Consider the following 24,233-nt stretch of genomic DNA (forward strand, 5'->3'; position numbering starts at 1 on the left):
ATTGGCTGAGTCGATCCATGTTGGAGACTAATCCCACCCCTCGCAAAGCCCCATCCTGGTTGCCGAAACAGGGCGGCCAACCGGGCGGCAAGCCATCACCGAGCCCCAGGGAGAAGCCGAAGGCAAAGCGGAAATCCGCCCAGGACATCGATGCGGCTATCCAGGGCAAGGATGCGGAACCGGTCACGGTCGCCCCCTACGATGACGCCATGCTGGCGAAGCGACTGAAGGCCATCCAGGCCGCTCGCAATCCGCTCCATGAGGCAGCTCGACCACTACTGCGGGCGATGTGTGACCTGAAGCCGAAGATGAAGCTTCGGCGCAGGCAGGTGGAGCAGTTGCGCGCCTTGCTGGAGCGAGAAGTTCGCGCGTTCAGGACGCTTTGCCATCAGGCGAACATCGAGCCCGACCATATCACCATTGCAAGCTACACGCTTTGTTCGGCACTGGACGAGGCGGCACAGCATTCGAAATGGGGCGGCGGAAAAGACGGCACCGGCGTCTGGGCACAGATGGCGTTATCCAGCCAGTTCCACGGAGACCGCGAAGGCGGCATCAAGGTCTACCAACTGCTGGCCCGCGCCATTGAGGACCCGCACGGCAAATGCGACCTGATCGAGTTGTTTTATCTCGTCATGAGCCTTGGGTTCATGGGCCGCTATCGGGTGGAAACCGGGGGAGACCGGCAGCATGAGCATATCCGGCAGAAGCTCTACGAACTATTGAAGTCACAACGTCCGCCGGTGCGGGATGCACTATCCGGCGATCTGGAAGTCTCCAAAGAACGGAACTTCCGGCCGCTGTGGGGTATTCCAGTCTGGATGGCAGTCACCGCATACGCGCTTGCGGCTCTTGTCGCTTTTGGATATTTCAAATATCAACTATCGACCCGCGCGCACGAAGTCGCGCGGGAGATCGAGGCGATTGGGGACGCGGCGGCGTCAGCGCTGCCCCGGTCACTACCCCCACAAGATGTCAAGGTTGGCGGCAGCGAAGCGGGAGATGGCAGTCGCAAGCAGTGATTGCCTGCGAACAGGTTGGGGGGCGGTCCCGCTTGAGCCGACATCGAGGCACTGGGCCCGCGGCGGGCTCGAATTTGCTGAAACGCAATAAATTGTCACTTTTGCCAAGTTGCGGCATTTGGGTGATTCCCGCCGTAAGAGAGATGGCTTAAAGTGCCGTGGCCTTTATCGGCACTTTCCGAGCTACCCACCAAGAACAACATCATGAAAGCATCTCTCTCGCTCGCTTCCTGCGCCATCGCGGCGGCACTGCTGGCCGGCTGTTCCGGCGGCATGCCCACCAATCTCGATGGCGTGATGAGCGCCGGCACTTCGCTGGCCAAGGCTGCCACGCTGTCCGATGCCGACGTCAAGAGCCTGTCCGACCAGGCCTGCGCTGAATCGGACAAGACCAACAAGATCGCCGCTGCCAACACCACCTACAGCAAGCGCCTGGTCAAGATCATGAGCGGGCTGAAGAACAGCGACGTGCCCAACGTCAACGCCAAGGTCTACATGACCAAGGACGTCAACGCCTGGGCCATGGCCAATGGCTGCGTGCGTGTCTACAGCGGCCTGATGGACATGATGACCGACGATGAAGTGCGCGGCGTGCTGGGCCATGAGCTGGGCCACGTGGCGCTGGGCCACACCAAGAAGGCCATGCAGGTCGCCTACACCGCCACGGCCGCACGCGGCGCGGCGGCAGCTGCCGGCAACGGCGCGGTGGCGGCACTGTCGCAGTCGCAACTGGGCGAGCTGGGCGAGAAGCTGATCAATGCGCAGTTCTCGCAGTCGCAGGAAAGCGCGGCGGATGACTATTCCTTCGACCTGCTGACCAAGAACAAGGCCAACACGCGTGGCCTGGTGACGGCTTTCCAGAAACTGGCCAAGCTGGACGGCGGCAAGTCCGGCATGTTCTCGTCGCACCCGGGCTCGGAAGACCGCGCCAAGCATATCGAGCAGCGCATCAACAAGGCTTCGTAAGCGGCCTGCGCAAGCAAAAAGCCGCCCGCACCGGTCATGCCGGTGCGGGCGGTTTTGCTTTGCTGGCGCTGTGCGCCCGGGGGTCAGCGGTAGACGATCACCGGGATGTCGGTATGCGTCAGCACCTTCTGCGTCTCGCTGCCCAGCAGCAGGCCGGACAACCCGCGCCGGCCATGAGATGCCATGAAGATCACGTCGCAGCCATGGCGCTCGGCCGCGTCGATGATGCCCAGGTAGGGCACCGCGAAGGTCGACATATCGGCGTCGAAGGTCACGCCCGCCGCCGTGGCCAGGTTCTCGACCTCTTTCAGATACAGCTTGGCCTGGTTCTCGATGCGGTCCTTGAAGGCCTGCGGGGCTTCGACCACGATCTCGCTGAACGGCGTGTAGGGGTACTCCTCCAGGCAGACATAGGCCGTGATGCGCGCGCCGATGGCCTTGGCGAGCTCCAGCCCGCCGTTGATGGCTTTCTTGGAGAGTTCCGAGCCGTCGGTGGGTAGCAGGATATGTTGGAACATGCGGGGCTCCTTTTCTGACTAGGGATCGGGGCAGGGCAGCCAGCTGGCATCGGCGGATGCCGGGGCGCCGGTAAGCGCCTGTCACGAATCCATTGTAGTCAGTGTGCCGAGAAGGGCATTGCGCGGAATCAATTGCAATGAAAGCGTCTCAGCACACCGGCAGGCGCCTATCCTTCAGTCCGCCAGGACCTCGGCGACCGGCGTGGGGGCTGCGGCCTGTTCGGCCCGGCGCCAGTAGGACGGGTTGCCGTAGGTGTTCTTCAGGTGATCGATAAACAGCCGCACCCGCAGCGGCAGGTGCTTGCGCTGCGGAAACACCGCATGGATGCCGATCGGCGGCGCCTGGAACTCGTCCAGCACCGTCACCAGCCGCCCGCTGGCGATCTCGCTGCCGACCTCCCACCAGGAGCGCCACGCCAGCCCGTTGCCTTGCAGGCACCACTCATGCAGCACCGCGCCGTCGCTGCATTCCATGGTGCCGCCGACCTTGACCGTGACCGCGCGGCCTTCCTCCTGGAACACCCAGCCACGCTGCACATTGGCGCTGGCGCCAAAGGCAAGGCAGTTGTGGCGCTGCAGGTCTTCCGGCGCCATAGGGCGCCCGGCGCGCGCCAGGTACTCGGGCGAGGCCACCACCACGCGGCGCGTTTCGGCCAGCCGGATCGATACCAGGCTGGAGTCGGGCAGGTCGCCCAGGCGGATGGCGCAGTCGAAGCCTTCATTGACCAGGTCGACCACGCGGTCAGACAGGTCCAGCGTGATCGACACATCCGGATGCGACTCAATAAACAGTGGCACCAGCGGCGCCACGTGCTTGCGGCCGTAGCCCGCCGGGGCGGTCACGCGCAGGTGCCCGCTGGCCTTGACCCCGCCCGCCGAGACGCTGGCCTCGGCATTGTGCAGGTCGTTCAGGATGCGCTGGCAGTCTTCCAGGAAGGCAGAGCCTTCAAAGGTCAGGCTGATCTTGCGCGTGGTCCGTACCAGCAGCTTGACGCCCAGGCGCTCCTCCAGCGCGTCGATGCGCCGCCCGATGATGGCCGGCGCCACGCCTTCAGCCGCCGCCGCTGCGGAAAGGCTGCCGCGCGACGCGACGGATACAAAGGTCTCCAGTTGTTTGAAGTGGTCCACAAATGTTTGCCTGATGTGCCTGCGGTGTGCCGGCACGGTCACGCAAGCGGTGGCGTTGCGTCCATATGGCCGGCAGTGAGGAGGATTTGGTGCGGAGTTTTGTTTTAGTCAGCCAAGATTAGTTGCCTAAAAGTAAAAGATCAAGTGACCCGCGACCACTTTGCCGCACTGCAGCGTCTCCCTACAATTCGATGCATTCAATGGTGTACAGAGCCACGCAGCTGTGGTCTGCTCGTCCATCCACCCAGTCGCCCGTACCGTTGCAGGTTGCCCAGGCCCTCATGAACAAGATCCGCGCAGTCGTCTTCGATGCCTATGGCACGCTGTTCGACGTGTATTCCGTCACCGCGCGCGCGGAACAACTGTTCCCGGGCCGCGGCGAGGCGCTGGCGCTGCTGTGGCGGGACCGGCAGATCGACTACACGCGCATCCGCACCATGGCCGCCCCCGATGGCTCGCGCTACAAGCCGTTCTGGGCGATCACCGTGGACGCGCTGCGCTACGCCGCCGAGCGCCTGAACCTGACACTGGATGAAGCCGCCGAGGCGCAGCTGCTCAAGGAATACGCGTGCCTGTCCGCGTTCCCGGAGAACCTGGGAGCGCTCAAGCGCCTGCGCCGCGCCGGGCTGCCGCTGGGCATCCTGTCCAACGGCAATGCCGAGATGCTGGACATCTCGGTCAAGAGCTCCGGCATGCATGGCCTGTTCGACCACGTGCTGTCGGTGGACGCCGTGCGCCAGTACAAGACCGCGCCGGCCGCCTACGCGCTGGGGCCGCAAGCCTTCAGCCTGCCCGCCGAAGAGATGCTCTTTGTCTCGTCCAACGGCTGGGACGCCTGCGGCGCCACGTGGTTCGGCTACACCACGTTCTGGATCAACCGTGCCGGCCATCCGGCGGAGCGGCTCGACGTAGCCCCCTCCGGCACCGGGCACGACATGAACGACCTGCTTGAATTCGTCCGCGTCCGTGGCGTGGCGGTGTAGCAGGGTCCCTTCAACCAAGCCTTACCGCTATCGATCACAGGAGAAGACTGATGGCTATCACGCTGCCCGCGGGCATGAAGATTACCGGCGAGATCCTGCCGGCCTACGAAGATATCCTCACGCCGGAAGCCCTGGCCCTGGTAGACAAGCTGCACCGCGCCTTTGAGCCGCGCCGTCAGGAACTGCTGGCCGCGCGCGTGGAACGCGCCAAGCGCCTGGACGCCGGTGAGATCCCCGACTTCCTGCCGGAAACCAAGAGCATCCGCGAAGGCGACTGGAAGGTTGCCCCGATCCCCCAGGCCCTGGAATGCCGCCGCGTGGAAATCACCGGCCCGGTCGAGGCCAAGATGGTCATCAACGCCTTCAACTCGGGCGCTGACAGCTACATGACCGACTTCGAGGATTCCAACACCCCCAACTGGCACAACCAGCTGCAGGGCCAGGTCAACCTGAAGGCCGCCGTGCGCCGCACGCTGACCCTGGAGTCCAAGGGCAAGCAATACAAGCTGAACGACAAGATCGCCACCCTGCAAGTGCGTCCGCGCGGCTGGCACCTGGACGAGAAGCACGTCACCATCGACGGCAAGCGCATCTCGGGCGGCATCTTCGACTTCGCGCTGTTCCTGTTCCACAACGCCCGCGAGCAGATCGCCCGCGGCGCCGGCCCGTTCTTCTACCTGCCCAAGATGGAAAGCCATCTGGAAGCGCGCCTGTGGAACGACATCTTCGTGATGGCGCAGAACGAGATCGGCCTGCCGCAAGGCACCATCAAGGCCACCGTGCTGATCGAAACGATCCTGGCGGCGTTCGAGATGGACGAAATCCTGTATGAACTGCGCGAGCACAGCGCTGGCCTGAACGCCGGCCGCTGGGACTACATCTTCTCGTGCATCAAGAAGTTCAAGAACGACAAGGACTTCTGCCTGGCCGACCGCGCCAAGGTCACGATGACCGCGCCGTTCATGCGTGCCTACGCGCTGCTGCTGCTCAAGACCTGCCACCACCGCGGCGCTCCCGCCATGGGCGGCATGAGCGCGCTGATCCCGATCAAGAACGATCCGGAGAAGAACGCCATCGCCATGGAAGGCATCATCAGCGACAAGCGCCGCGATGCCACCGACGGCTACGACGGCGGCTGGGTTGCCCACCCGGGCCTGGTTGAGCCGGCCATGAAGGAATTCGTGGCAGTGCTGGGCGACAAGCCCAACCAGTTCGGCAAGCAACGCCCCGACGTGCAAGTGAAGGGCGCCGACCTGCTCGACTTCAAGCCGGAAACGCCGATCACCGAGCATGGCCTGCGCATGAACATCAACGTCGGCATCCACTACCTGGGCGCCTGGCTGGCTGGTAACGGCTGCGTGCCGATCCACAACCTGATGGAAGATGCTGCTACTGCCGAGATCTCGCGCTCGCAGGTGTGGCAGTGGATCCGCTCGCCGAAGGGCAAGCTGGAAGACGGCACCAAGGTGACGGCCGAGCTGGTGCGCAAGCTGATTCCGGAAGAGCTGGCGAAGGTGAAGGCACTGGTGGGTGGCGATACCAAGACCTATGACCGGGCTGCCGAGATTTTTGAGCAGATGTCTACGTCGGAGGATTTTGCTGAGTTTCTGACGCTGCCGCTGTATGAGGAAGTTTAAGCGGGTAGGGTGCTAGCAGGATGTAAAAACCGCAGCTTTGGCTGCGGTTTTTTCTTTTAGGATGCCGATCGAGTGTCCACTCAACTGTTGGAGTCGTTCAGGAAGGCGGTCACTCACTGGCACAGCCTCCAAATGTGCGCAGAACGTAAGCCTTCTGCGTGGAAGCCGCCAACTTACGGGCGCTGGATGACGGGGGCCACACGCATCGCTTGCGCACTACAATGCTCCTGTACAGGCGGCGTCCTGAGGGAGTCTCCAGATGACCGACAGCAGCGTGAAATCCAATCTTCGCAATACGTGGGAGTCGGCAGCACCCGGCTGGGCGAAGTGGGAGCATGTGTTTGCCACCAATCTTTCGGGCGCCACGGACACGCTCATCGATATGGCCGGTATCCGGCCGGGCATGCGCGTTCTCGATCTGGCCTGCGGTGCCGGCAGCCAGAGCATCCAGGCAGCGATGCGTGTGGGTGCCGGCGGCGAAGTGGTCGCCAGTGATATATCGGGCACCATGCTGGAGCATGTCCGCCGAAATGCCGCTCGTGCCGGTCTTCAGAATATCGAAACGCTGGAATGCGCAGTAGACGAATTGGACGAGACACTGGCGCCGTTCGACGCGGCAATGTGTCGATTGGGATTGATGCTTTTCCCGTCACCTGGTGAGGCATTGGAATCTGTCCGACGCGTACTCAAGCCTGGTGCGCGTTTCGCGGCGCTGGTCTTCACGACGCCGGCCAACAATCCCTTTATGGCCCAGCCGATGGCGATCCTTCTACGCCACGCGGGCAAGTCTCCGCCCGCCCCCGGACAACCTGGAATCTTCGCACTGGGAGGCGATGGCGTGATGGAACGCCTGATGAACGACAGCGGTCTTGGCGATGTGAAAACACAGCATGTTCGAGCGCAGCTCGTCTTGCCGAGCGCGTCCGATGCTCTGCAACTGATGCAGGAAGCCGCCGGGGCATACCGGGCTGTGGTAGCGGACCTCGACGTCGCGGCGAGATTGAGGGCCTGGAACGAGGTTTATGAATGCCTTAAGCAGTTCGACGTCGGTGAAGGCTTCAAGACCGAGCTTGAACTCATCATCGGGTCAGGCGCCAAGCCAGGATAGTTTTCGCCCGTTGGAGACTGAGGGTCGCCTGCGGGCTTAATCGCGTCGCCTCATGCGCGACACGGTACGACCGGAACGGGACCGCAACGGCGCCGTTCCCGGTCCCGCCGGACGGAGCGTGGTTGCGGCGCAGGCTATGGCATAGCCTGGAAGAATGAAAGCGTCCGGGCATTGGCCCGTTCGGCGGCGTCGGCGACATAGTGGACGCCCTGGTTTCGCGCGAAGGCGTGCATGCAGCCGGGATACGTGTGTATCTCGACATTGGGCTTGTCCGACAGCGCCGCGACGATCCGCGCCCGCGCTTCCGGCGGCACGAATTCATCTTCCTCGGCGATATGCATCAGCAGCGGCGTGGTGAACGTCGCGGCCTCGCCGAGATGCTTGTCGATGCCGACGCCGTAGTAGGAGACAGCCGCTTCGGCATTGGTGCGGACTGCGGTCAGGAATGCCAGCAGTCCGCCAAGGCAGTAGCCGACCGTGCCCACGCCGCTGGTAATGTCGTCCAGCCGCCGCGTGAACTGGATGGTCGCATCCAGGTCGCCCACGCCCGCATCGACATCGAAGGCCTGGTAGAGCGCCAGGGCCTTCTGCCATTCCGCATCGCTCTTGTCGGTGAGTTCGACGTTCGGCTGCTGGCGCCAGTAGAGATCCGGGCAGATGGCGGTGAAACCGTGTTGCGCGAAATGATCGCAGGTGGCACGCATGTCGTCGTTGATGCCGAAGATCTCCTGGATCACCACAATGGCCTTGCCGTTGGCCGCTGATGTCGGCCTGGCAAGGTAGGCCCGGAAGTTGCCGTCCGCTACGTCGATCGATGTGTACTCGCCCATGATGCCTCCTGTTATGCGGGGGTTTTGCCCATGCGGGCAGCCGTCAATGTAGCGCAATTCCCCGTCAGCGCGCGCCCAGCGCGGAGAGCAATGCGGCGGTGGTCAGGATGGCATGCGCGAACGTGGGCCCGTTGATCTCATGCGCGGCGTGCAAGGCTTCCGGCGAGAATGCCGCGGTCGCGTCCCGCACCAGGGTCACGTGGTAGCCAAGTTCCGCCGCGAACCGCCCCGTGGCTTCGATGCAGGTGTTTGCCAGCAAGCCCACCAGGACGACCTGCCGGATGCCGTGCTGCTTGAGCTGGAAATCCAGGTCCGTGTTGGCGAAGCCGCTGCCGCCCCAGTGCTCATGGACAATCACGTCGCCGGCCATGGGGCGGAAATCAGGATGCCAGTCCCCGCCCCAGGTGCCTTCGGCAAAGACCTGCGCGCGGCTGGCACCGAGCTGGTAGGGGCTGGCGTGCTGCCAGCCGAGATGCTCGTCCGGGCGGGCGCGATGGTGCGGCACGTAGAACACCTGTATGCCGCGCGAACGCGCCGCGCTGGTCACCGCACGCAGATTTGCCAGCGTCCCGAGTTTGTCCGCCACCGGCTTGGCCAGGCCGTTCAGCTTGCCGCCCTCGCTCAGGAAATCGTTGTACGGATCCACCAGCAGAAGCCCGGTGGACTCGCTGGTGTAGGCGGGGCCTGTCATGATCGTCCTCCCTGGCACTGGCAATCGTGCCTCTGCGACACTGGTCAGCGTTGCACGAACGCCAGCAGATCGTTGTTGATGAGATCCGGATGGGTCGTGCACATGCCATGCGCCAGGCCCTTGTAGACCTTCAGGGTGCCGTTGCGCAGCAGCTCCGCGCTCAACGGGGCCGAGGCCCCGATGGGCACGATCTGGTCGTCGTCGCCGTGCATGACCAGCACCGGCACGTCGATCGCCTTCAGGTCTTCGGTGAAGTCGGTTTCCGAGAACGCCTTGATGCAATCGTATTGGGCCTTGACCCCGCCCATCATGCCCTGTCGCCACCAGTTGTCCTTCACGCCTTCCGAGACCTTGGCGCCGTCGCGGTTGTAGCCATAGAAGGGCACCGGCACTTCCTTGTAGAACTGGGCGCGGTCGGTGGCTACCCGCTCGCGAAAGCCGTCAAACACCTCCACCGGCAAGCCCCCCGGATTGGCGTCCGTCTTGACCATGATCGGCGGTACGGCACCGATCAGGACCGCCTTGGCCACGCGCCCGGCGCCATGCTTCGCGACATAGCGTGCCACTTCACCGCCGCCAGTCGAGTGGCCGACATGGACAGCGTCCTTCAGGTCGAGGTGCGCAACGAGCGCGGCCACGTCGGCGGCGTAGGTGTCCATCTCATTGCCGATGGCGGTCTGGGTGGAGCGGCCGTGGCCGCGGCGATCGTGCGCAATGACCCGGAACCCCCTGGCCAGGAAGAAATGAAGCTGGGCATCCCAGTCGTCGGCGGTCAGGGGCCAGCCGTGATGAAAGACGATTGGTTGCCCCGCGCCCCAGTCCTTGAAGTAGATCTCGGTCCCGTCCCTGGTTGTAATCGTTCCCATGGCTTGCTCCGTCTGAAGGGGATTGGAAAGCCCGCGGCGGCTCGAGGACCCGATGTGTGCGATCGTCGCCAGCCTGTGCGCTGGCGGCATGGCAGCCTGCTTCACGGTCGGCAACCATCGCGGTGACGGCCATTATTCTCCTGGACTCTGGCCAGACGCTACGTAAAATCGGCAAATCGGATGGCGCCTGCCGAGCCTGCGCCAGGTGTCAGCCATCGCGCCGCAGGGCACTCCAATTCACTTGAGCGCAAGAGGGTGACGATGACCAACGCCAGCTATGCGGAGTTTGATGAATTCGAAGCGTCACTGTATGGCGTAAACGGCCGGTACATGCTGCGCTCGGCGCAGCGACGGGACTGGCGCCTGCGTGTGCTCGAACTGAATGGCGTTGCCTTGATGGCCGGACAGGAAGGCGCCGCGACGATCTACAGTGGCGCAGGCATGCCGGGATGCTTCAACCTGTTCCTGCCGCTGAGCGGACATGAATGCACGGTGGTCGACGGGCGCCGGTTCGACCGCCGTGCAATCGGCTGGATGGCGCCGGACCGCATGTTCCATATCGACGCCAGCCGCCCGGCAAGCTGGATGACAATCTCCATGCCATGCGAGCTCGTCTGCCGGTGGATGGCGACATACGCAGACAATGCCGACTTGTCATTGCTCGCCCGCAATCTTGTCTTGACCGGCGGTCCAAGCTTGGGCGCCCTGCTTGCGCTGACCCAGCGCCTGCTCTTCATCGATGATCGCCAGCCTGCCCAACTGCATCACCCGGCTGGCGAGCAGACCGCACGCAGCGAACTCCTCCGGCTCGCGTTCAACACCCTGCTGCCGCTAGCCGCGCGTAGCACCGACACTGCCAGGCACCAGAATCACCGGCGCATCCTGAGCCAGGCCATGGACTTGCTGGCAGCGGCGCGGCACACGCCCATCCTGCTTGAAGATCTGTGCGCAGCTACCAGTGCCTCGGAACGTACCATTCGCAACGTGTTCAACCGGTACGTCGGCATCAGCCCCCACCGGTACCTGGTGCTCCACCGCTTGCACCACGCGCGCCAGGCGCTGAAGCATGCCAAGGCAGGCGAGACGGTCACGAGCATCTGTATGCGCTTCGGGGTCTGGGACATCGGCCGGTTCGCCATGCAGTACCGCCGGCTGTTCGGCGTGCTGCCCAGCCAGACGCTGCGCGCGTCGCATCTCCGCATGCAGGCGCCACACTAGGCCGATGCCCGGCCTGGGTGCCTACTCGAAGAACATCTCGAAGACCTGCGTGCGCAAAACCACTGGATGGCCGCATCGCGGTGGTAGCCCGATCCCATTTTTATTGACCGACTCTGGCCGGTTTCTGACGACCATCCCATCCGTGCCCGGCCTGCCTCCGGCAACTGAAAGAGCGTTTCACATTGTGGAATTTGCTCCGGCTTTCCCCCGGCGCTATCTTTCGTTCCTTGAAAATGCTTTCCACATTGCGGAATTTAGTGTTTATCTCATTGAAAAATAAGGAAAAATCAACTCTTATGTCTTATATAAGACTTTGCCGCGACGCATCAAGAACGCCCTACAATGAACCCACGCTGCTCGCCTCGACATCCGCCAGCACACTCAACTATTTTTTCAAACGCGCTTTCTTCTTAGGAAATTCCCATGGCCCAGTATCAAGACGACATCAAGGCAGTTGCCGGTTTGAAAGAGAACCACGGCAGCGCGTGGAATGCCATCAATCCCGAGTATGCCGCCCGCATGCGTGCCCAGAACAAGTTCAAGACTGGCCTGGACATCGCCAAGTACACTGCCAAGATCATGCGCGCCGACATGGCCGCCTACGATGCCGACTCGTCGAAGTACACCCAGTCGCTGGGCTGCTGGCACGGCTTCATCGGGCAGCAGAAGATGATCTCCATCAAGAAGCACTTCAACAGCACCGAGCGTCGCTACCTTTACCTGTCCGGCTGGATGGTGGCCGCGCTGCGCTCTGAGTTCGGCCCGCTGCCGGACCAGTCGATGCACGAAAAAACCTCCGTCAGCGCGCTGATCCGCGAGCTGTACACCTTCCTGCGCCAGGCCGACGCCCGTGAGCTGGGCGGCCTGTTCCGCGAGCTGGACGCTGCCCAGGGCCCTGCCAAGGCCGCCATCCAGGCGAAGATCGACAACCACGTCACCCACGTCGTGCCCATCATCGCGGACATCGACGCGGGTTTCGGCAACGCCGAAGCAACGTACCTGCTGGCCAAGCAGTTCATCGAAGCGGGCGCATGCTGCATCCAGATCGAAAACCAGGTGTCCGACGAGAAGCAGTGCGGCCACCAGGATGGCAAGGTCACCGTGCCGCATGAGGACTTCCTGGCCAAGATCCGCGCCATCCGCTACGCCTTCCTGGAACTGGGCGTGGACGACGGCATCATCGTGGCCCGTACTGATTCGCTGGGTGCCGGCCTGACCAAGCAGATCGCCGTGACCAACACGCCGGGCGACCTGGGCGACCAGTACAATTCCTTCCTCGATTGCGAGGAGTTGTCGGCCGACCAACTGGGCAATGGTGACGTCATCATCAAGCGCGACGGCAAGCTGCTGCGTCCCAAGCGCCTGCCCAGCAACCTGTTCCAGTTCCGCGCCGGCACGGGCGAAGCGCGTTGCGTACTGGATTGCGTCACCGCACTGCAAAACGGCGCTGACCTGCTGTGGATCGAAACCGAAAAGCCGCATATCGCCCAGATCGGCGGCATGGTCAGCGAGATTCGCAAGGTCATCCCGAACGCCAAGCTGGTGTACAACAACAGCCCGTCGTTCAACTGGACCCTGAACTTCCGCCAGCAGGCGTATGACGCGATGAAGGCCGCGGGCAAGGATGTGTCGGCATATGACCGCGCCCAGCTGATGAGCGTGGAATACGATCAGACCGAACTGGCGAAGCTCGCCGACGAAAAGATCCGGACCTTCCAGGCCGACGCGTCGCGCGAAGCAGGTATCTTCCACCACCTGATTACGCTGCCGACCTACCACACCGCCGCGCTGTCGACCGACAACCTGGCCAAGGAATACTTCGGCGACCAGGGCATGCTGGGTTATGTGGCTGGCGTGCAGCGTAAGGAAATCCGTCAGGGCATCGCCTGCGTCAAGCACCAGAACATGTCCGGCTCGGACATCGGCGACGACCACAAGGAGTATTTCAGCGGCGAAGCGGCCCTGAAAGCGGCGGGTAAAGACAACACCATGAACCAGTTCTGATACCAGTAATACCCCAAGCAAAACGCCAACCGATACGGGTTGGCGTTTTTTTGTCCGGCGAGATCGCTCGCGGGGTTCTCATCAAACATATTCTTGTGCGCTTCCATGCAGAAGCTGTACGTGTGGCTTGAAATCAGCGTGCTGGGTTGAGACGCGGATGCGTCTCCTCTCCCCAGTGATACAGTACAAGGCCAGACAGTCCCATCGCGATGGCGACGAACCAGAATGCACTCTCGACGCGGCCACCGAGCGCTGCAGCTGCGCCCAGGCAGAGCGCGCCGATGCCATACCCGAGGTCGCGCCAGAAGCGGTAGATGCCAATGGCGGACGCCCGCCAACTGGGGTGTGCGATGTCGGCTACCGCAGCGCTCAGATTGGGGTACAACATCGCCATGCCCAGCCCGGTCACGGCGGCCGAGGTGCTCCACCAAACCGAGCCGCTGCCTAGCGGCAGCAGGGCCACGCCAGCGCCACACACCCACATACCCCCGACATTGAGGCGCTGACGGCCGACCTTGTCCGAGAATCTACCGGTGAATAGCTGGGCACCGCCCCAGGTAAAGCCGTAGACACCCACTATCCAGCCAATGCCGGGCAGGCTCACTCCCTGCTGGTGCAGGTAGATGGGAAACAAGGCCCAAACCAGCGCGTCAACGAACTTCTCCACTAGCCCGGCCTGGCAGAGCGCGGCCATTCGACGGTCGCGCCAACTCATCAGGACGAACATCTCGCTGCTCGATGGTTGCTCGCTTACGCCCGGCGGGTAGCGTGGGTGAAGCACTGTCGCGGATGTGCCGGCGGTGTGGCGTTTGACCTCAGCCCGGGCCCAGGGCAGCGTCTCCATCACCACCAGCCAGGCGAGCAATGTCGCCAGCCCAATGACGACAGCGCCGAACCACAGCAATCCTTCGCGCGGACCCGAGATGGAAGCCGCATAGCCCGTGACCACTCCTGCCACGGCGACACCCACGTAGCCAGAGAATTCGTTCAGCCCGATAACCAGGCCGCGCTGGTCGGCTCGCGTAATGTCGAGCTTGGCCGTCTGGGTCATTGACCAGGTCAGGCCCTGATTCACACCGAGCAAGGTAGTTGCCAGGACAATCCAGTTCCACGATGGCGCGAAATAGATAAGCAGCGGAATCGGTAGCGCTACAAGCCATCCGATGAGCAGCACTCGTTTGCGGCCGATGTGCTCCGCCAGGCGACCCGCAACGAAGTTCATAGCACCCTTGACGAAGCCGAATGCCACGACGAAGGCCACCAGTAGCATGAACGACCCACGTGGCACGCCGAACTCGGTCTCGGCGAGCGCCGGTACAACGTTGCGCATCATGCCAATGGTCATGCCTACGAACAGCACCTGCAGCAGTTGCTGCAGAATCTGGCCAAGATTGGCACGTATGCCGAAGTCAATCGAGAGCGGCTTCAATCGCGCGCACCTTCGGGCTTAATGCCACGCAGATTGACCTCTATGATGCGAGCCATGTTCTCCGGTTGCTGCGGGATGTCGGCAACCACCGCATCGACAAAGGCATCGCGCGACATTGCGAGCATTGGCTTGAAGCGTTTCTCGAACCCGATGGTCGATGCAGGCTTGCCAGAAAGGCCTGCGCCGCAGGCGCTGCCGGCTTGATGTCCAGGATAAATCTCAAGCTCGGCAGGGAGATTCAACAGCTTGCGATGCAAGCTATCGTGCAGTCGGGCAGCCATTTCGCGTTCTCTCCCGGCCAGGTCCGGCCGGCCGGCACATCCAAAGAAATAGGAAAAGGTGGCGTTTTCAGTGGGACGTTGGCGGAAGAACATGACGGTTTCCTGTGTCTGGACACTGGCGCCTAGTCGGCCCGCGCTTTCCGTGCCATGACATCCGTCTCCTTGCCCTATGCCTCGATGGGCAGCCCGTGAGCGCGCCACTCGGCCACGCCATCAGTCAGGTGGAAGGCGCGATAGCCCTTCTTGCGCAGGAGCTCGACAGCGTCCTTGGCCATCAGGCAGAAGGGACCGCGGCAGTATGCGACAACGGGCATGTCTTTGGGCAGCTCGGCAAGCCGCTTCCTGAGTTCGTCGAGTGGCAGGGAGCGAGCATGCGGCAAGTGGGCCGTGGCGAACTCCTCTGCTGGGCGCACATCGAGAACCAGCACTTCTCCGGCCCTGGCCTTCTTCAAGATGGCAGCACGGTCGAATCCTTCGAGGTCGTCGCCATGCCCGATGATTGACGCCAGGGCCACCTGCAATTCCACTAGCCGCTCCTCGGCCGCTGAACGAAGCGTTACCCAGAGGTCGGCCACGCTGGTGCTGGCCAGACGGTACTGGACGTACTTCCCATCCTTGCGGGTCTCGACGAGACGAGCGTGGCGCAGCTCCTTGAGATGAGCGCTGGCGAGCTTCACGCTGATTTCTGCCTGGGCGGCCAGAACCTCGACGGTTTTCTCACCCTGGCACATAAGCTCGATAAGCTCCAGACGTTTCGGGCTGGCTACGGCTTTCCCGATGCGCGCGACCTGCTCGTACAGGTGGTTCTTTAACGTTCTCATTTTTTCATTCTATGGAACGTTAGAATGAATGGCAAGCTCTGTGTGGAAGGAGCCTCTCTCTGGGAGGCTGTTTGACAGCGGCTGCCAGCGGTAGCTTCATGCCTCAGTCAGACCAGCACGTGACGTGTCTCTAGAAAGAAGCGCTGAATCTCTTGTTCAATCTCCGGATCGATCATTCTGACCGGCCGGTTTCCGTTCGGGCAGGCAAGCCTTGGGGTCGTTCCAAACAAGCGACAAATCAACGGGCGCTCCGAATACACGCTGCATCCCTTGGTATCAAGGTGAGGGCAACTCAGGTTTGCCAGCGCCGTTTCGTGCTCGGCATCGCTTTTGACGGGAAGCCTCGACATTTCCTCCGTTGAGGTTGTCACAGGACCACAACAGTCATGACATCCAGGGGTGCACTCAAATGTGGGAATTCGTGAGCGAAGAAATCTGATCTTTTGACTATTCATTGGTGCGGTTATCAGAAAGTCGGTCAGGAGCTGGCCGAGGTAGGATGCGCGCTACATTCAACCCAACTGTGCGCCGCGATCTAGTTCAACTAACGTGCCCCCGGCGGTAGTCTGAGGAATTCCGACGCCTCTTGCATAGCGCTCTCGGCCAGCTCACGGGCTTCCTCGCCGCCGCCGGGCGTCATCAGGCCGGCCAGTGCTGCATAGAGCAAGTGGATCAGGTCCACGGCACGGTGATACTGTTCGTCGCTCATCTCTATCCCTCTACGAGGCCATCGAGCCGTGTCGTCAGCTCAGACCGGGACCTTGCTGTGGGACTGGCCGATGGCCGCGCCTGATCGGGCCGCCGTTTCATGTGCCTCCCCGCCCAGACAGATGCTGCACAAGCCAGATCATTGCCGACACCGCTGCACCGGCCCAGAGCGTCACGATCACCAGCGCCGCAACGTGGCTGACGGGGCGGTGGGCGGATGCCGCGGCCGCCGCGCGATGCTGGCGCATTACCGCGACCGGAATCCACCGTATTGCCAGCAACAAGCCCAGCGGCACCACCACCACGTCATCCAGATAGCCGAGCACCGGAATGAAATCGGGAAACAGGTCAATGGGCGACAAGGCATAGGCGGCGACCGGCAAGGCCAGTGCTTTCGCATACCATGGCGTGCGGGGATCTTGCGCGGCCAGCCACACGGCGTGCACATCTTCCTTGACTGCGCGAGCCCAACGCCGGGAACGTGCGATCAAATGAGCCAGAAGATCCCGGCGCCACAAATGCAGACGCACATCGTCCAGCACCGGAACCGCAGCGAGGGCAAGCAACAGGGTTGCCAGCGCAAGCGTGGCGCTGAACCCGACGTGCTTGAACCCCAGGGCGCCAATGACGCCGCCGGCAAAGAACAATACGACGAGTGTGATGAGTACCTGCAGCTTATGCCGATTGGCGAGCACCGGCGGCTTGCTCGAATCGGCCCTGGACAGGTTCCAATAGAACAGCTTGCCCAGTTCGATACCGATGTCGGTGACCATGCCGGTCACGTGCGTGGTGCGGATCTCGGCATTCGACAGCTTGGTGACCATGGCATTTTGCAAGCCCATGATGAAACAGAGCACCATGACTGTTGCCGGCACGAACAACCATTCGTGGTGTTCGAGATTGCTGCCTAGCAGGCCAAAACACACCAACAACAAGGCTTCCAGCATGAGCGGCAATGCGTATTCGCTATGCAGTCGCTCGCGCCGGGCCCAGTTGATCAGTACCGCTGAGCAGGCGGCGCCCGCCAGGAACGACAGCAAGGCCCCAAGGCCGTCCAACATCAGCCAGAAACTGCCAAGCGCCAGGTTGTCGGCCATGGCGGACACAACGCCCGACATGTGCGAGGTGTACTGCTGCACGGCCAGGAAGCCGCCTGCGTTGGTTGCTCCGGCCACAAACGCCAGGTAGCAGGCCAGTTGCCGATTGCTGCCGGGACTGCGCTCCTTCCCAGTCAGCTTGCGCAAGTACAGGATAGGCATGGTTGCGTTGGTAAGGAGGCTTGCGCGGGGGAGGGCGGTGTCAATACCGGACCTGCGGTCTTGCCAGCTTCGGCCAGGCCGCACGATCCGACGCAAGGCGCTCGCCGCGTTTCAGGCGGCGAGCGGCCGCGGTCAGGCTTAGCGAATGCGCGGTTTCCAGGATGCGCGCTCGTGCAATCAGCGCGTCCAGGGAGGGCAGCTTGTGCGCCCCCTTCCAGGCAAACAGCGTGTAGTTGGAACTGTCTTCGGAAAGAGAAATCGACATCGACTGGCCGAACGCGGTGCTGACTTCCTCCAGGTAAAGCGGGATATCGGGATCGCTTTCGAGAAAATTCGCGACCAGCACGCCGGTATCGGCCAGGCGGGCATGACAGGCGGCATAGAAGTCTGCCGTCCCCAGCTGCACCGGCATGCCATCGGCCAGAAACCCGTCCACCAGGATCACGTCCGGTCGCGCATCCTGGTTCGCAACATAGTCGGCGCCATCTGCGCAAACCACCTCAAGTCGTTCGTCGTCCGGCGGGATCTGGAATTGCTCGCGCAGGGCGATGACCGCCGGATTAATTTCAATTGCCACGATCTTGGTGTTGGGCAGATGCCGGTAGCAGTACTTGGCAAGCGAACCGCCACCCAGGCCGATCATTGAGATCCTGGCCGGGACTGGGTGCAACAACAGGAATCCCATCATCGTCCGGGTATAGCCCAGCACGAGCTTGTCGGGATCCTTGCGCGACATGAAGCTCTGGGTGGCGAGCGCGTCGAAATGCAGGGACAGGGCGTGCTGGGTTTCCAACACCTTGGGCGTACCGTCGTGGCTCGCCTCGGAAAGGAACTTCAGGTAGGCGTCGAACGAGGTGCGGTCGGCATGCATAGCTCAGGATTCCATCAAAGCGCCTTGGGAAGCGCCTCTCCCCGCAACAATGCCGCGATGGTGACGACAGCGGCGGCTTCGTCCGCTCCGTCCGCCTGGATGCGGATGTGCGTTCCCACCCGGGCGGACAGGCGCATGACCTCCATCACGCGCTTGGCGTTTGCAACCCAGGGGCCACTGGTAAGCAGGATCTCGCACTCAAATTGATTGGCCGTGAAAGCCAGCCGTGCGGAATTCCGCCCTTGAAATGCATTCCCGGCAGTTACCGCTATCGTCACTTCTACCACTGCGCCCCTCATCAAAAAGTTGTGCCCCCTGAAGACTTGTTTGCGCGGGACCGCGCGCCCTGCCAGCATCTACTAAGACATGCCGGCGCATCTTGGAGATGTATACTATTATAATGCCATTATTATATGATGACATTGTTAGACGCATGGAATCCAAGACTGCCCGCCTGACCGTATTGATCGATCCGGAGAAGAAAAAGGCCTTTGAGGCGCTCTGCGCCGCCCAGGACCAGACGCCATCCCAAGTCGTTCGCCAGATGATTCGCGACTATTTGCAGCAGTACGAGGTGGACTACGCCACCCGGCCGACGCTTGGAGCGCCAAGGTCAGTGGCGAAGGAACGCGGGTGATGCAGGAAGGGGCCAGCCGGTGCCCACGCTCAGGTGCACACCTCAGGTGCACACCTCAGGTGCACACCGCTGTTGCCAGGGCCGGATCACTAGCGTCTTGTGGCACCGGTCTGCCGGACGGCGCTTAGTATTGCGCGCAGGATCTCTATCGGCGGCGGTGGACAGCCCGGCACCGTTATGTCTACCGGGATGACATTGGCGACGCGGCCGCAGCTCGCATAGCTCTCCCCGAAGATCCCGCCAGTACAGCCACAGTCGCCTATCGCCACCACCAGTTTCGGCTCCGGGGTTGCCGCATAGGTGCGCAGCAGAGCCTCTTCCATATGACGCGAAACGGGTCCCGTCACCAGGAGCATGTCGGCATGGCGCGGGCTTGCGACGAACTTGATGCCCAGGCCTTCGATGTTGTAGTAAGGATTGCCGAGTGCGTGGATTTCCAGTTCGCAGCCATTGCAGGAGCCTGCGTCGACCTGCCGGATCGTCAGCGCCTGCCCGAGAATGTCGAGCAGCTCCCGGTGGATGCGCTGGATGGAGGCGGCCTCGTCCGCCGCGCCGCGCGGAGCAGGCTCAGTAACGATGCCGGTATGTGCGATCTGCCTGAGGATTTTCCACATCAGAGATCGTGCCCCGAATAGCTGAGGTTGAAGGATTTGTTGATCAGCGGAAAGTCCGGCACGATGTTCCCGATGATGGCATGCTCCAGCACCGGCCAGTTCTGCCACGACGGGTCGTGGCAATGGCAGCGCAGAATGCGGCTGTCATCGGCAAGGTCGAGCGCGACCAGGACTTCGCCACGCCAGCCCTCCACCCATCCGACCCCGATGGCGGCGCCGGCGGGCGCTTGCGGAACGATTCGCGTGGCACCCTCCGGCAGGCCTGCACAGATGGCACGGATCAGTCGCAGCGACTCCAGCACCTCATCGAAGCGCACCGCCACCCGGGCGGCGACATCGCCGCCGCGGTGCGTGGCCATCTTCACGGCGACGCTATCGTAGGGCCGCCAGGCATGGTCGCAGCGCAGGTCCGCGGCGCAACCGCTGGCACGTCCGGCCAGGCCGGTAAGCCCAAGCCGGGCGGCAAGCTGCGGCGTGACGCAGCCTGCTCCAAGAAATCGGTCCTGCAGGCCCGCATGTTCGTCGTACACCGCACGCAGCACGCGTACTTCCCGCTCGATGTGACCGCACTGCTGTTCCAGGCGCTCAGCCATGGCTGGTGCCAGGTCTTGCGCAACGCCGCCCGGTACCACGGCGTCCATCATCAGCCGGTGACCGAAAGCCTCTGCGGACAACCGCTGCCAGTCCTCGCGCAGGCGAGAGAATTGCGCCAGGCCGAAGGCCAGCCCCGCGTCATTGCCCAGCGCCCCCAGGTCACCCAGGTGATTGGCCACCCGCTCACGCTCGAGCATCAGGGCGCGCAGCCAGTCCGCCCGCGGTGGAGGCGCGCAGCGCCAGGCGGACTCCAGCGCCATGCAATAGGCCCAGGCATAGGCCACGGTGGAATCGCCCGAGACCCGGCCGGCCAACCGGTAGCCCTCGGGCGGCGCCAGTTCGGTGAAACGCCGCTCGATGCCCTTGTGGGTGTAGCCCAGGTGTTCCTCCAGCCGCAGCACCTTCTCGCCGACCACCGAAAAGCGGAAGTGGCCGGGTTCGATGATGCCGGCATGCACCGGCCCGACCGCGATCTCGTGCACGCCGTCGCCCTCCACGCGCACGAAAGGATAGTTGGCAGGCAATATGCCGCCGGTGGCCGCACCCGCCGGCGCGCCGCCTTGCAGCGGCCGCGCCCCTGCCGGCCACAGGCCGTGGTCCAGCCAGGGCCGGCCATCGCGGCTGTCCTGCACGGGGATACCCACCAGGTCGGTCATGGCACGTTGCATCCGGCCCGCGCATGGGAATACGCCGGCCAGGTCCGGCACGGCGGGCGCGACGCCATCCAGTCGCAGTTCGAGCCACATCAGCCCCCGCGCCGCGGCGTATGTGACGCATGCCGTCAACGTGCCGCCGATGGCACTCCGATCAACGCCCCACAGCGCAACGAGGCGCCCGCCAGCGTCCGCCACCGCGCGGGCCGTGACCGACCAGCCGTCTGGATCGACCCGGCCATGCCAGACTGGCAGCGGCGCGGGCAACCGCTCCAGGTTGAGGCCGGGATCGGACAGAGTCATCGGTTCAGCTCCCAAGCATTGCGGCTGCCTGCCGGTACCAGGTGTCGAGATAGGGCGGAACATAGAGGCCCAGCATCAGCCCCAGGGCGAGGTGCGTGAACACCGGGACCAGCGCTGGCGGATGCGCCAGCGGCATGAGCGTGGTGTCGCCGAAGACCATCGGCTGCACCCGGCTGAACACCGCGGCGAACGCCAGCCCAAGTGCCAACAGCAGGAAGGGCGTGGCCCACGGCTGTTCGCGCATGGCGGTGGTGACGATCAGGAACTCGCTGGCAAAGACCCCGAACGGGGGCATGCCCAGGATGGCGAGCACTCCTACCATCAGGCCCCAGCCGACCGTGGGACTGACACGGATCAACCCGCGAATATCGTCCATGACTTGCGTGCCCGCCTTCTGCGCGGCGTGGCCGACGGCGAAGAAGATCGCTGACTTGACCAGCGAATGCACCGTCATGTGCAGCAGGCCGGCATAGCTGGCGATCGGCCCGCCCATGCCGAAGGCGAAGGTCATCATGCCCATGTGCTCGATGGACGAATACGCGAACATGCGCTTGATGTCGCGTTGCCGGATCAGGAAGAAGACAGCCGCGACCACCGATAGCAGGCCGAACCCCATCATCAGGCGGCCGGTCAGATGGTTGCCAAGCGCCGCATCGGTCAGCACCTTGCAGCGCAGCACGGCATAGAGCGCCACATTGAGCAGCAGGCCGGAGAGCACGGCGGATACCGGGGTTGGCCCCTCGGCGTGGGCATCGGGCAGCCAGTTGTGCAGTGGGACCAGGCCGACCTTGGTGCCATAGCCGATAAACAGGAAGGCAAACGCCAGCGTGATGATGTTGGGATCGAGCTGGCGCTTGACCGCGTCCAGGTTGGTCCACAGCAGGGCCCCGCCCTCCGGGCCGATGACCTGCTCGGCGGCCATGTACAGCAGCACCGTACCGAACAGCGCCTGGGCAATCCCCACCCCGCACAGGATGAAGTACTTCCAGGCGGCCTCGAGGCTCGCGGCGGTGCGGTAGACGCTGACCAGCAGCACCGTGGTCAGCGTGGCGGCCTCCATCGCAACCCACACGATACCCATATTGTTGGTCGTCAGCGCCAGCAGCATGGTGAAGGTGAAGAGCTGGTACATGCTGTGGTACAGACGCAGCCGCGGCGGCGTCATCTTGCCGTGGTCGTGCTCCACCCGCATGTACGGCCGCGAAAAAATCGAGGTGGTCAGCCCCACGAACGCGGTCAGCGCAACCAGGAAGACGTTCAGGGCATCGATGTAGAACTCCCGGTCCCATGCCAGCATGGGACCATCGGCGACGATTTGCGCCGTCAGCACGCAGGCGGCGAGGAATGTGCCCAGGCTGAAGGCGACATTGATGTCGCGGGCGCGCTCGCGATGTCCCGTCAGCGCCAGCACCAGCCCGCCGGCAAGCGGAAATCCAAGCAGAAAGGCCAGCGCGGTCAACTCAATCCTCCTTCAGCTTCTCAAGGTGACGGATGTCCAGGCTGTCGAACTGCTCGCGGATCTGGAACATGAACACGCCCAGGATCAGCACGCCGATCAGCACATCCAGCGCGATGCCCAGCTCGACCACCATCGGCATGCCATAGGTCGCGGCGGTGGCCGCAAAGAAGAGGCCGTTCTCCATCGCCAGGAAGCCGATGACCTGCGGCACCGCCTTGGAGCGCGTGATCATCATCAGGAAGGACAGCAGCACGCAGGCCAGCGCAATGCCCAGCGTGCCGCTGGCGAGCTTCAGCGACAGCCGCGAGATCGGCATGGTGAGGTTGAAGGCGAAGATCACGACCAGGATGCCGATCAGCATCGTGGTGGGAATGTTGATCAGCGTTTCGACGTCCCTGCGGATCCGGAGGCGATCGATCACGCGGTGCAGCAGATAAGGGATGAGCAACGCCTTGAGGATTGCGGTCAGGCCGGCCGACAGGTAGAGGTGCGGCTGGCCCGTCACGTAGCCGACGATAGCCGTGGCCAAGGCCAGGGTCGCACCCTGCAGCGTGAACAAGTTGATCAGCGACAGGATCCGTCGTTGCGAGATCATGGCGAAGGCGAGGATCAACAGCACCGCGCCGAGCAGGTTGACAAACTGGGTGAGGAGTACGGTCACTGGACTGGCCTCCGGGGGTTCAGCGTGCCAGCAGCAAGTGGACCAGCATGCCGATCACCGCCAGCAGAAAGGCGGTGGCCAGGAACTCCGGCACGCGGAAGATGCGCATCTTGGCGCTCGCCGTCTCCAGCGCCGCCAGCAGGATCCCGCCCACCATGAGCTTGAACAGCAGCGCGGGCAGCGCCAGCAGCATGGCCAGGGGAGCTTGCGCTTCTGCAACGCCCCATGGGAAAAACAGCGCCAGGCCGATGCAGGAATAGGCGAACAGCTTCAGGCTTGCCGCCCACTCAAGGAGGGCCAGATGCCGCCCCGAATATTCCAGGATCAGCGCCTCGTGGATCATCGTCAGCTCGAGGTGGGTGGCGGGATTGTCAACCGGTATGCGGGCGTTCTCGGCCAGGGATACCATGGTGAACGCCACGCCGGCAAACGCCAGGCCGGGATAGATGGCCAGGTCCCGGTGAGCAATCGTCTCGACGATGGTGGTGAGCGAGGTCGACTTGGAGACCAGCGAGGCGGAGAACAGCACCATCAGCAGCGCCGGTTCCGCCAGGAAGCCGATCAGCATCTCGCGCCGCGCTCCCAGGGACCCGAAAGCGGTGCCGACGTCCATCGCCGCCAGCGAGATGAAAACCCGCGCCAGCGCGAACAGGCCGACCAGGGCAATCGCGTCGGCGGCCGGTGCCAGTGGCAGATCGGTGGACACGGTCGGGACGATCGAGCAAGCCAGCGCCATGCAGCCGAACACCACGTAAGGCGTGGCGCGGAACAGCGGCGAGGCATTGTCCGCGACCACCGAGTCCTTGTTGAACAGCTTGTGCAGCATGCGATAGGGCTGCCAGAGGCTGGGTGCCGACTTGTTCTGCAGCCAGGCCCGCCACTGATTGACCCAGCCGGTCAGCAGCGGCGCCAGCGCGATCGAGATCACGATCTCAAGCAGCTGTGACAGGATCCCGGTCAGGTTCATGCGGC

The 24,233-nt window shown here is 63.2% G+C and carries 27 protein-coding genes; 9 read left to right on the forward strand and 18 right to left on the reverse strand.

What is annotated here, in order from left to right; genetic code table 11:
- Window positions 1-17: 17 nt before the first annotated feature.
- Window positions 18-1,022, forward strand: a complete 1,005-nt coding sequence (icmH, locus tag AC1Q6V_RS27140) for a type IVB secretion system protein IcmH/DotU (protein WP_454749114.1) — start codon at window positions 18-20, stop codon at window positions 1,020-1,022.
- 204 nt (window positions 1,023-1,226) lie between these two features.
- Window positions 1,227-1,988: a metalloprotease LoiP gene (loiP, locus tag AC1Q6V_RS27145; protein WP_010810521.1), complete on the forward strand. Its 762-nt coding sequence runs from the start codon at window positions 1,227-1,229 to the stop codon at window positions 1,986-1,988.
- Between the two features lie 83 nt (window positions 1,989-2,071).
- Here loiP and AC1Q6V_RS27150 read toward each other — a convergent pair whose 3' ends face one another.
- Both AC1Q6V_RS27150 and AC1Q6V_RS27155 read right to left on the reverse strand, forming a co-directional pair.
- Window positions 2,072-2,506 carry a universal stress protein gene (locus AC1Q6V_RS27150; protein ID WP_010810522.1) on the reverse strand — a complete coding sequence of 145 codons (435 nt, stop codon included), beginning with the start codon at window positions 2,504-2,506 and terminating at the stop codon, window positions 2,072-2,074.
- 174 nt (window positions 2,507-2,680) lie between these two features.
- Window positions 2,681-3,634 carry a LysR family transcriptional regulator gene (locus tag AC1Q6V_RS27155; RefSeq protein WP_010810523.1) on the reverse strand — a complete coding sequence of 318 codons (954 nt, stop codon included), beginning with the start codon at window positions 3,632-3,634 and terminating at the stop codon, window positions 2,681-2,683.
- A 281-nt stretch (window positions 3,635-3,915) separates the two neighbouring features.
- Between AC1Q6V_RS27155 and AC1Q6V_RS27160 the strand changes: the two genes are divergently transcribed.
- The 3 genes from AC1Q6V_RS27160 (at window position 3,916) to AC1Q6V_RS27170 (ending at window position 7,362) form a co-directional block, all read left to right on the forward strand.
- Window positions 3,916-4,617: a haloacid dehalogenase type II gene (locus tag AC1Q6V_RS27160; RefSeq protein WP_010810524.1), complete on the forward strand. Its 702-nt coding sequence runs from the start codon at window positions 3,916-3,918 to the stop codon at window positions 4,615-4,617.
- Window positions 4,618-4,667: 50 nt separating this feature from the next.
- The gene (aceB, locus tag AC1Q6V_RS27165; protein ID WP_454749115.1) at window positions 4,668-6,254 is read left to right on the forward strand and encodes a malate synthase A; all 1,587 of its coding nucleotides are present in this window, start codon (window positions 4,668-4,670) and stop codon (window positions 6,252-6,254) included.
- Window positions 6,255-6,513: 259 nt separating this feature from the next.
- A complete protein-coding gene (locus AC1Q6V_RS27170) occupies window positions 6,514-7,362 on the forward strand; it encodes a class I SAM-dependent methyltransferase (RefSeq protein ID WP_010810526.1) in 849 nt (282 codons plus the stop codon).
- Window positions 7,363-7,496: 134 nt separating this feature from the next.
- On the opposite strand, the gene AC1Q6V_RS27175 is transcribed toward AC1Q6V_RS27170, so the two are convergent.
- The 3 genes from AC1Q6V_RS27175 to AC1Q6V_RS27185 all read right to left on the reverse strand — a co-directional run bounded on the left by AC1Q6V_RS27175 (window position 7,497) and on the right by AC1Q6V_RS27185 (window position 9,749).
- Complete coding sequence (locus AC1Q6V_RS27175) at window positions 7,497-8,192, reverse strand: dienelactone hydrolase family protein (RefSeq protein WP_454749116.1); 696 nt, start codon at window positions 8,190-8,192, stop codon at window positions 7,497-7,499.
- Between the two features lie 64 nt (window positions 8,193-8,256).
- The gene (locus AC1Q6V_RS27180) at window positions 8,257-8,883 is read right to left on the reverse strand and encodes a cysteine hydrolase family protein (protein ID WP_010810528.1); all 627 of its coding nucleotides are present in this window, start codon (window positions 8,881-8,883) and stop codon (window positions 8,257-8,259) included.
- A gap of 44 nt (window positions 8,884-8,927) precedes the next feature.
- Entirely contained in the window at window positions 8,928-9,749 is an 822-nt protein-coding gene (locus AC1Q6V_RS27185) for an alpha/beta fold hydrolase (RefSeq protein ID WP_010810529.1), read from the reverse strand.
- Between the two features lie 261 nt (window positions 9,750-10,010).
- Here AC1Q6V_RS27185 and AC1Q6V_RS27190 point away from each other — a divergent pair, with 261 nt between their 5' ends.
- The 3 genes from AC1Q6V_RS27190 to AC1Q6V_RS27200 all read left to right on the forward strand — a co-directional run bounded on the left by AC1Q6V_RS27190 (window position 10,011) and on the right by AC1Q6V_RS27200 (window position 12,971).
- Window positions 10,011-10,967, forward strand: a complete 957-nt coding sequence (locus AC1Q6V_RS27190) for a helix-turn-helix domain-containing protein (RefSeq protein ID WP_439668006.1) — start codon at window positions 10,011-10,013, stop codon at window positions 10,965-10,967.
- A 49-nt stretch (window positions 10,968-11,016) separates the two neighbouring features.
- The gene (locus AC1Q6V_RS27195) at window positions 11,017-11,247 is read left to right on the forward strand and encodes a hypothetical protein (protein ID WP_439670682.1); all 231 of its coding nucleotides are present in this window, start codon (window positions 11,017-11,019) and stop codon (window positions 11,245-11,247) included.
- 143 nt (window positions 11,248-11,390) lie between these two features.
- A complete protein-coding gene (locus AC1Q6V_RS27200; protein WP_010810531.1) occupies window positions 11,391-12,971 on the forward strand; it encodes an isocitrate lyase in 1,581 nt (526 codons plus the stop codon).
- 133 nt (window positions 12,972-13,104) lie between these two features.
- Here the strand turns inward: AC1Q6V_RS27200 and AC1Q6V_RS27205 are convergent, their stop codons facing one another.
- From AC1Q6V_RS27205 to AC1Q6V_RS27240, 8 genes are all read right to left on the reverse strand, one after another.
- On the reverse strand, window positions 13,105-14,400 hold the full coding sequence (locus AC1Q6V_RS27205; RefSeq protein WP_010810532.1) for an MFS transporter: 1,296 nt from the start codon (window positions 14,398-14,400) through the stop codon (window positions 13,105-13,107).
- On the reverse strand, window positions 14,397-14,774 hold the full coding sequence (locus tag AC1Q6V_RS27210) for an MBL fold metallo-hydrolase (protein ID WP_454749813.1): 378 nt from the start codon (window positions 14,772-14,774) through the stop codon (window positions 14,397-14,399). Before AC1Q6V_RS27210 ends, AC1Q6V_RS27205 begins: the two co-directional genes overlap by 4 nt.
- Window positions 14,775-14,848: 74 nt before the next feature.
- Window positions 14,849-15,502, reverse strand: a complete 654-nt coding sequence (locus tag AC1Q6V_RS27215) for an ArsR/SmtB family transcription factor (RefSeq protein WP_454749812.1) — start codon at window positions 15,500-15,502, stop codon at window positions 14,849-14,851.
- Window positions 15,503-15,609: 107 nt separating this feature from the next.
- Window positions 15,610-15,957 (reverse strand): YkgJ family cysteine cluster protein, encoded by a 348-nt coding sequence (locus tag AC1Q6V_RS27220; protein ID WP_010810535.1) that lies wholly within the window; start codon window positions 15,955-15,957, stop codon window positions 15,610-15,612.
- Window positions 15,958-16,046: 89 nt separating this feature from the next.
- Window positions 16,047-16,211 carry a hypothetical protein gene (locus AC1Q6V_RS27225; RefSeq protein ID WP_011615551.1) on the reverse strand — a complete coding sequence of 55 codons (165 nt, stop codon included), beginning with the start codon at window positions 16,209-16,211 and terminating at the stop codon, window positions 16,047-16,049.
- Between the two features lie 97 nt (window positions 16,212-16,308).
- Entirely contained in the window at window positions 16,309-17,469 is a 1,161-nt protein-coding gene (locus tag AC1Q6V_RS27230) for a DUF1275 domain-containing transporter (RefSeq protein ID WP_010810537.1), read from the reverse strand.
- Between the two features lie 40 nt (window positions 17,470-17,509).
- Window positions 17,510-18,340, reverse strand: coding sequence for a fused MFS/spermidine synthase (locus AC1Q6V_RS27235; RefSeq protein WP_454749811.1), 831 nt, complete (start codon window positions 18,338-18,340; stop codon window positions 17,510-17,512).
- A 14-nt stretch (window positions 18,341-18,354) separates the two neighbouring features.
- Window positions 18,355-18,627, reverse strand: a complete 273-nt coding sequence (locus tag AC1Q6V_RS27240) for an HPr family phosphocarrier protein (protein ID WP_136227778.1) — start codon at window positions 18,625-18,627, stop codon at window positions 18,355-18,357.
- A 146-nt stretch (window positions 18,628-18,773) separates the two neighbouring features.
- On the opposite strand from AC1Q6V_RS27240, the gene AC1Q6V_RS27245 reads away from it, so the two are divergent.
- On the forward strand, window positions 18,774-18,977 hold the full coding sequence (locus AC1Q6V_RS27245; protein WP_010810540.1) for a ribbon-helix-helix protein, CopG family: 204 nt from the start codon (window positions 18,774-18,776) through the stop codon (window positions 18,975-18,977).
- Window positions 18,978-19,066: 89 nt separating this feature from the next.
- Here the strand turns inward: AC1Q6V_RS27245 and AC1Q6V_RS27250 are convergent, their stop codons facing one another.
- The 5 genes from AC1Q6V_RS27250 to AC1Q6V_RS27270 are packed head-to-tail and all read right to left on the reverse strand — an operon-like array spanning window position 19,067 to window position 24,228.
- Window positions 19,067-19,591 (reverse strand): NADH-quinone oxidoreductase subunit B family protein, encoded by a 525-nt coding sequence (locus AC1Q6V_RS27250; protein WP_010810541.1) that lies wholly within the window; start codon window positions 19,589-19,591, stop codon window positions 19,067-19,069.
- The gene (locus AC1Q6V_RS27255) at window positions 19,591-21,141 is read right to left on the reverse strand and encodes a hydrogenase large subunit (protein ID WP_010810542.1); all 1,551 of its coding nucleotides are present in this window, start codon (window positions 21,139-21,141) and stop codon (window positions 19,591-19,593) included. The genes AC1Q6V_RS27250 and AC1Q6V_RS27255 overlap by 1 nt, the downstream gene beginning before the upstream one ends.
- Before the next feature lie 4 nt (window positions 21,142-21,145).
- The gene (locus AC1Q6V_RS27260; RefSeq protein WP_010810543.1) at window positions 21,146-22,600 is read right to left on the reverse strand and encodes a hydrogenase 4 subunit F; all 1,455 of its coding nucleotides are present in this window, start codon (window positions 22,598-22,600) and stop codon (window positions 21,146-21,148) included.
- A 1-nt stretch (window position 22,601) separates the two neighbouring features.
- A complete protein-coding gene (locus AC1Q6V_RS27265; RefSeq protein ID WP_010810544.1) occupies window positions 22,602-23,261 on the reverse strand; it encodes a formate hydrogenlyase in 660 nt (219 codons plus the stop codon).
- 19 nt (window positions 23,262-23,280) lie between these two features.
- Window positions 23,281-24,228 (reverse strand): respiratory chain complex I subunit 1 family protein, encoded by a 948-nt coding sequence (locus AC1Q6V_RS27270; RefSeq protein ID WP_058697950.1) that lies wholly within the window; start codon window positions 24,226-24,228, stop codon window positions 23,281-23,283.
- Window positions 24,229-24,233 lie beyond the last annotated feature (5 nt).

The sequence above is a fragment of the Cupriavidus sp. GW823-FHT07B10 genome, from assembly GCF_058794355.1.

Bases quoted from the DNA above. Each gene is read 5' to 3' on its own strand.
- icmH (WP_454749114.1), top strand. From the start codon at position 18: ATGTTGGAGACTAATCCCACCCCTCGCAAAGCCCCATCCTGGTTGCCG.
- loiP (WP_010810521.1), top strand. From the start codon at position 1,227: ATGAAAGCATCTCTCTCGCTCGCTTCCTGCGCCATCGCGGCGGCACTG.
- AC1Q6V_RS27150 (WP_010810522.1), bottom strand. From the start codon at position 2,506: ATGTTCCAACATATCCTGCTACCCACCGACGGCTCGGAACTCTCCAAG.
- AC1Q6V_RS27160 (WP_010810524.1), top strand. From the start codon at position 3,916: ATGAACAAGATCCGCGCAGTCGTCTTCGATGCCTATGGCACGCTGTTC.
- aceB (WP_454749115.1), top strand. From the start codon at position 4,668: ATGGCTATCACGCTGCCCGCGGGCATGAAGATTACCGGCGAGATCCTG.
- AC1Q6V_RS27170 (WP_010810526.1), top strand. From the start codon at position 6,514: ATGACCGACAGCAGCGTGAAATCCAATCTTCGCAATACGTGGGAGTCG.
- AC1Q6V_RS27175 (WP_454749116.1), bottom strand. From the start codon at position 8,192: ATGGGCGAGTACACATCGATCGACGTAGCGGACGGCAACTTCCGGGCC.
- AC1Q6V_RS27180 (WP_010810528.1), bottom strand. From the start codon at position 8,883: ATGACAGGCCCCGCCTACACCAGCGAGTCCACCGGGCTTCTGCTGGTG.
- AC1Q6V_RS27185 (WP_010810529.1), bottom strand. From the start codon at position 9,749: ATGGGAACGATTACAACCAGGGACGGGACCGAGATCTACTTCAAGGAC.
- AC1Q6V_RS27190 (WP_439668006.1), top strand. From the start codon at position 10,011: ATGACCAACGCCAGCTATGCGGAGTTTGATGAATTCGAAGCGTCACTG.
- AC1Q6V_RS27200 (WP_010810531.1), top strand. From the start codon at position 11,391: ATGGCCCAGTATCAAGACGACATCAAGGCAGTTGCCGGTTTGAAAGAG.
- AC1Q6V_RS27210 (WP_454749813.1), bottom strand. From the start codon at position 14,774: ATGTTCTTCCGCCAACGTCCCACTGAAAACGCCACCTTTTCCTATTTC.
- AC1Q6V_RS27215 (WP_454749812.1), bottom strand. From the start codon at position 15,502: ATGAGAACGTTAAAGAACCACCTGTACGAGCAGGTCGCGCGCATCGGG.
- AC1Q6V_RS27220 (WP_010810535.1), bottom strand. From the start codon at position 15,957: ATGAATAGTCAAAAGATCAGATTTCTTCGCTCACGAATTCCCACATTT.
- AC1Q6V_RS27225 (WP_011615551.1), bottom strand. From the start codon at position 16,211: ATGAGCGACGAACAGTATCACCGTGCCGTGGACCTGATCCACTTGCTC.
- AC1Q6V_RS27230 (WP_010810537.1), bottom strand. From the start codon at position 17,469: ATGCCTATCCTGTACTTGCGCAAGCTGACTGGGAAGGAGCGCAGTCCC.
- AC1Q6V_RS27235 (WP_454749811.1), bottom strand. From the start codon at position 18,340: ATGCATGCCGACCGCACCTCGTTCGACGCCTACCTGAAGTTCCTTTCC.
- AC1Q6V_RS27245 (WP_010810540.1), top strand. From the start codon at position 18,774: ATGGAATCCAAGACTGCCCGCCTGACCGTATTGATCGATCCGGAGAAG.
- AC1Q6V_RS27250 (WP_010810541.1), bottom strand. From the start codon at position 19,591: ATGTGGAAAATCCTCAGGCAGATCGCACATACCGGCATCGTTACTGAG.
- AC1Q6V_RS27255 (WP_010810542.1), bottom strand. From the start codon at position 21,141: ATGACTCTGTCCGATCCCGGCCTCAACCTGGAGCGGTTGCCCGCGCCG.
- AC1Q6V_RS27270 (WP_058697950.1), bottom strand. From the start codon at position 24,228: ATGAACCTGACCGGGATCCTGTCACAGCTGCTTGAGATCGTGATCTCG.